This window comes from Actinosynnema sp. NPDC023658 (genome assembly GCF_040639995.1).
Lineage (GTDB): Bacteria > Actinomycetota > Actinomycetes > Mycobacteriales > Pseudonocardiaceae > Actinosynnema.
On record NZ_JBFAAX010000385.1, the window covers coordinates 1 to 5,570 of the forward strand.

Here is a 5,570-nt window from a genome sequence, read left to right on the forward strand (position 1 = left end):
TCCCGATCGGGGAGGTGGCTCTCCTCTTTCCTCTCCGACGCCTGGTGGGCGTCAGAGCAGACCGAGCTGGGCGGCCCGCACGCCCGCTTGGAAGCGGCTGCGGGCGTCCATGCCGGCCATCGCGGACGCGACGTCGTTGCGCACGGTCCGCACGCTGACGCCGATCCGGTTGGCCACGGCGTCGTCGGTCAGACCTTCGGCCAGCAGCCGGAGGACGATCTCGTAGCGCTCGCGCGGCGCGTCGACGGGCGTGCCGGCCACCGCGTCGTGCGCGGGCCGCCCCTGGGCCCACAGCGCGGTCGCCGTGCGGTGCAGGGGTTCCACGGCGCGCGGGCCGTGGACGACCTCCATGCGCATCTCGCGGTTGACCACCAGCGCCGTCGCGCCGTCCACGATGACCACGCGGACGCAGGGGCCGGCGGTCGTGCGGGCGGACATGCCGCGTTCCGCGAGCCAGCGCGCGTGCGGGACGATGGCGGGCGACATGGTGAAGTCGTCGGACCAGACGCAGCGGAACTGCGCGCCGCGCCGGTGCACGGCCTCCGCGATCAGCGGCGAGAACTCGTAGGAACCCGGTGAGTAGGTCGGGACGATGACGAGGACCTCCCGGGTCGCGGCGGCGGCGAACCGCTCCACGACGACGGCCAGGTCGTCGAACCCGACGCCCTCGCGGCGACCCGAGACGGCGTCCGAGGCGCGCTCGTGGGCGGACACGAAGCGGTCTACCGCGGCGGCGCCCGGCACACCGCCCCGCGGGCCGTCCTTCAGCCTGCGGGCGGCCAGGACCGGCAGGGCCATGCGGGGTTCCACCGCGCGCACGGCACTCGCGTCGTCGGCGGACCCCACCAGGAAGCCCAGCGTGCGCAGGTCACCGACGATCTCCCGAGTGCCGATCTCGTCCCAACCCAACTCGCGGACGAGGTCGGAGAAGCGCCAGCGGACTCGGCGCAGCATGGTCCGGTAGACGAAGTCGGCTGTTGTGCCGAGTCCCAGTTCGGATGTGATCATCCTGCGCCTCCGCTCGTGCCTGCGGCAGTGGCGGCACGCGGATCTGGTAGCACCCGCCCTGTCTCGCCATCACGCATCGTGTGCCCCCAGGCATCGTGTGCTTACTCCAGTAAGGGAGAAAGTAATCGAGATGGGGACGCGATGACAAGCAGTCATCCACAGCGGTCAAGCAGCCCGCACCACCCCGGAGCGCGGGTGATACGACCGGTCGAAGCAGGTATGCGACCTTTCGGCGCAACGCAGGCCATCGAACCAGGTAGCGGGCGCTGGTGCGGATGGATGCTCATGTTGCGAAAAGGTCACGCAGCGGCAAAGCGTATTTACTCCAGAAAAGTCAGGTGTTCATCTCGGCCAGCTCGCGCCAGAGCTGCGCGGCCATCCGGTAGGCCTCGACGTCGTCGCACAGCACCGCTGCCGCCCTGAGCTGGACAGCCGCCTCGTCGTCGCGCCCCAGGGCCTTCAACGCCCGTCCGCGCGCCCGGCGCAGCCGCGCCAGCTCCACGCCGACCAGGTCGGTGTCCCCCTGGTCGATGAAGTCGCTGAGCCGAACGGCCTCCTCGTAGTCCCCGACCAGCAGCGCGTACCGGCACTCCAGGCTCGCCAGCTGCACGGACTCCGTGCCGCTCTCGGTGATGGCGGACGCGGCGCGGGCGGCGTCGAGGTGGACCAGCACCTGCGCGGGGTCGGCGCCGGCCTCCAGGAGCGCGGACGTGGCCGCCCGGGAGAACCGGGCCCAGTCCTGCACCGATGTCGAGGGCACGGCGAGCAGCTGACGCGCCTGGCGCACGTGGTTCGCGGCGAGGGCCGGCTTGCCCAGCCGCCCCAGCGCCACGGCGGCGACCCAGTGCGCGCGGCCGGTCAGCGGCGGGCTGGCCAGCGCCTCCGCGATCTCCATCATCTCCTCGACCAGCCGCGAGATGTCCCGGAAGTCGCCCGAGTCGCAGCGTATGGAGATCAGCACGCCGCGGGTGCGGACGTGCTCGCCCGCCCCGGCCAGCGCCGTCGTCCCGATCGCGGAGACGGCCGCCTCCGCGAGGTCCAGCGCCTCCACCATGCGCCCGGCGTCGCGGGACGCGGTGGCGCGGTCGACCTGCACGCGCACGACGGCCTCCGGGGCGCCCAGGCGCGCGGCGACGCCCGCCAGCTCGTCGAGCAACGCCTGGCGGGCGTCGGTCTGCCCGAGGCGGACCAGCACGTCCTGGAGGTCGAGGCCGCAGGAGAGGGCGTCGACCAGGTCGTTGCGGTCGAGCGCGTAGCGGTAGGTCTCCTCGAACCGCTGGCGGGCCTCGGCCAGGTCGCCGGACTCGTAGGCGTGCCGGGCGAGCAGGTCGCGCACCAGCCGCCCGTCGGTGCCCGCCTTCGCCCTCGCCTCGGCCGCGGGCGCGGCGGGCGGCTCGACGTCCGGGGTCGCGCCGTCGACCAGCGCGCCCAGCCCGACGCCGAGCACCTGCGCGAGTTGCAGCGCGACCTCCAGCGTGGGCACGCGCGCCCCCGACTCCAGCAGCGAGATGTAGCTGGGGTTGACGACGCCCACGGCCAGGTCGCGCTGCGACAAGCCGTGGTCCAAGCGCAAGCGCCGCAACCGCCGCCCGAACTCAGGCTGCTGAATGTTCGGCACGCCCATCACTCGACCTCATTACTCGGAGGACCAAAGACCCTTACTCTACTAACTGGAGTAAACACCAAGCTCGCTGACTCACTTTTCCCGGATTCGCCGGGGCACCCGACGCCTGCTCACGAAAGGAGCAGCGAGGAGGCCTCTTGATACCGGGATCGACGTGATGTCGCCCGCGTCACCTCGAACCTGAGAACACGCCCGGCGTTCATCAGGCTACGCTGGGTAGCAGGCGGCATGGATGCGAGACCGCCTCCTTCCGGTTCCGCCCTGCTCGTGACAGTATGTGAGAAAATCTCACGCACTGTCGATCCCCTTGCCGGTTCCGGCAGCGAACGAGCGCCGACGCCCGCGGCGGGCGCCCGCCGGTCCCGGACGACGACAGCAAAGAAGACGCCCGTACCATTACTCGGCACGGGCTGGTCAGGAGCAGGCCTGTCGTCGGCTAGTTACTAATTCACACCTTCGTCGGCCTTATGAGTAAATAAGCGACGAACCCTCGGCGGCCCCACGACATTGCGCAAAGGCCGTCCCCGGCGGGTTCCGGCGGCCGGTCGTCGCAGCACGCGGCAGGCGACGTGCCCCGGCACACGCACCGCCGGACTAGCTCGGACGGGCGGCGACCACCCGTCGGATCAGTTGCACCATCTGCGCGCGCTCGTCCTCGTCCAGGGGCGCGAACCAGCGCGCCTCGCGCTCGTTCTGGTGCGGGAAGACGCCCGACACCGCCGAGCGGCCCTCCTCCGTCAGCGCCACGAACACCACGCGCCGGTCCTGCCCGTCCCTGGTCCGCTCCACCAACCCGGCCCGCTCCAGCGTGTTGATCAGGTTCGACATGGCCGACCTGGTCGTGCCGGACAGCTCGGCCAGCCGCGCGGGCTGCGTCGGCCCCAGGATCCACAACTTGAACATCAACCGGAACCCGGGCATGGTCCACCCCTGCTCGCGGTGCACCAGGGCCTCGTAGTCGGTGATCATCATGTACGCCAGGTGCAGCACGTTGTACGACAGGCCGAAGGCCTCCGCGTCACCGCCGAGCTCACCGATCCGGTGCCGGGCGAACCGCTCGTACTCCTGCTCCGTCGCCACGTCCTGCGCGGCGGGGACTCCCTGCTCTGCCACCCGCTGATCCTCCCAGGGTGATCCGGCCGGCAGGGCACGAATGCGGCACACTTACCGCGTGATCGGGACGAGGCGGTTCGCCATCACGGCCGCGGTCGTGGTGGTGCTGGCCACCGCAGCGTCCGTCGCCGCCAGTTTCGACGTCGTCAAGGGCGAGGGTGCGGTCGCCCTCGACGACCTCGCCCAACTGGCCACGGGCCTGTTCGCGACCGCTTGCTGCTGGTGGACCGCGCGCCGGGCGACCGGCCCGGACCGCCGCTGGCGGCTGGCGACGGGCTTCGGCACGGCCGCCTGGTCCACCGGGCAGGCCCTGTGGACGTGGTACCAGCTGGTCGAGCGCCGCGCGGTGCCGTCACCGTCGCTCGCGGACGCCGGCTACCTCGGCATCGTGCCGTTCGCCTTCGTCGCGCTGCTGGTGATCGGCAGCTTCCGCCGCTCCGACTCGCCCGACGCGCTGCTGGACCGCCGGTCCGGCAGCGCCCGCCTGGTGCTGCTGCTGGACGGCCTGATCGTGGTCGGGTCGCTGTTCGTGTTCACCTGGACGACGGCGCTGGGCGGGCTGGTCGCGGCGGGCATCCCGAGCACGGCGGCGTTCCTGGTCGCCATCGCCTACCCGGTCACGGACCTGGTGCTGCTGGTGATCGTGGTGGTGCTGAGCGCGGACCGCAAGGTCGTGCTCCGGCCCCAGCTCCGCCTGCTCGGGCTCGGCCTGGTCGCGCTCGCCGCCTCCGACCTGGCGTTCGCCTACCTCGTCAGCACCCAGGCGCCCGAGGTGCCGCCGCTGGCCAACGCCGGGTTCGTGATCGGTCCCGCGCTGATCGGGTTGGCGGCGCTCGCGCCCGTGCCGTCGCCGCAGTCCGGTCCGAGCCGGTACCGCAAGCGCTGGCAGTGGGCGTACCTGCTGATGCCCTACGTCCCCTTGTTGGTCAGCAGCGTGCTCGTGCTGCGGCGCACGGTGATCGGTGACCTGCAACCGTTGGACGCGGTGGAGATCGGCGCCGGCTTCACCGTGTTCGTGGCGGTGATCCTGCGGCAGCTCGTGACCCTTGTGGACAACACGAAGCTGGTGCTGCTGCTGCGCGACTCGGAGCGCACGCTCACCCACCAGGCGCACCACGACCCGTTGACCGGCCTGGCCAACCGGGCGCTGTTCGAGAGCAGGCTGGACGACGCGATGGTCGAGCACCAGCGCGACGGCACGCCGTTCGGGCTGCTGTTCGTGGACCTGGACGACTTCAAGGCGGTCAACGACGTCTCCGGCCACGCGCACGGTGACGCGCTGCTCGAACGGGTGGCGCAGCGGCTGCGGCAGTGCGTCCGCGACACCGACGTGGTGGCCCGGTTGGGTGGCGACGAGTTCGGCGTCCTGGTCGAGGGCGTGGAGGAGCCGGAGAAGGTGGCCTTCCGCGTGCTCGACGCGCTCGGGGACGAGATCAGCGCGTCGGTGGGCGTGGTCATCTGCGCGAACCCCGACCCCGAGGCCACCGCCGCGTCCGTGCTCAACCGCGCCGACAAGGCGATGTACGAGGCCAAGCGCGACGGCGGGCGGGGTCTGGTCATCCGCACCTGACGGTGTCCACACGTGTCCGTGAGCGACTGTCCACTCAGTCGGGTAGCACACGTTCAGGGGAAACCGGTGAATTCCGGGTCGCAGCGGGTTACTCCCGGTGCGATGTCACGGACATCGCCAGGCTGCCGGTCGACCCGTAGGTGAGAGCAGGTCGTACCGGGTTTCACCGGCACGACGACCACCGTCGTGAGTCCGGAAGCAGAGAACGGGTGGACCCGCCTGCCGCCGACAGCCTGGCCGGCCACCGGCGGCACG

The 5,570-nt window shown here is 71.4% G+C and carries 5 protein-coding genes; 1 reads left to right on the forward strand and 4 read right to left on the reverse strand.

Annotated elements, in window-relative coordinates; all coding sequences use genetic code 11:
• Positions 1-51: 51 nt before the first annotated feature.
• The 3 genes from AB0G02_RS27090 to AB0G02_RS27100 all read right to left on the reverse strand — a co-directional run bounded on the left by AB0G02_RS27090 (position 52) and on the right by AB0G02_RS27100 (position 3,745).
• Complete coding sequence (locus AB0G02_RS27090) at positions 52-1,008, reverse strand: LuxR C-terminal-related transcriptional regulator (RefSeq protein ID WP_360798937.1); 957 nt, start codon at positions 1,006-1,008, stop codon at positions 52-54.
• Between the two features lie 334 nt (positions 1,009-1,342).
• The gene (locus tag AB0G02_RS27095; RefSeq protein ID WP_360798940.1) at positions 1,343-2,632 is read right to left on the reverse strand and encodes a helix-turn-helix transcriptional regulator; all 1,290 of its coding nucleotides are present in this window, start codon (positions 2,630-2,632) and stop codon (positions 1,343-1,345) included.
• A gap of 594 nt (positions 2,633-3,226) precedes the next feature.
• Positions 3,227-3,745, reverse strand: a complete 519-nt coding sequence (locus AB0G02_RS27100; protein ID WP_360798942.1) for a MarR family transcriptional regulator — start codon at positions 3,743-3,745, stop codon at positions 3,227-3,229.
• Between the two features lie 58 nt (positions 3,746-3,803).
• Here AB0G02_RS27100 and AB0G02_RS27105 point away from each other — a divergent pair, with 58 nt between their 5' ends.
• Positions 3,804-5,315: a GGDEF domain-containing protein gene (locus AB0G02_RS27105; RefSeq protein WP_360798945.1), complete on the forward strand. Its 1,512-nt coding sequence runs from the start codon at positions 3,804-3,806 to the stop codon at positions 5,313-5,315.
• A 53-nt stretch (positions 5,316-5,368) separates the two neighbouring features.
• Here the strand turns inward: AB0G02_RS27105 and AB0G02_RS27110 are convergent.
• Positions 5,369-5,570: hypothetical protein (locus AB0G02_RS27110; RefSeq protein WP_360798948.1), on the reverse strand; the 202-nt coding region annotated here is incomplete at its 5' end.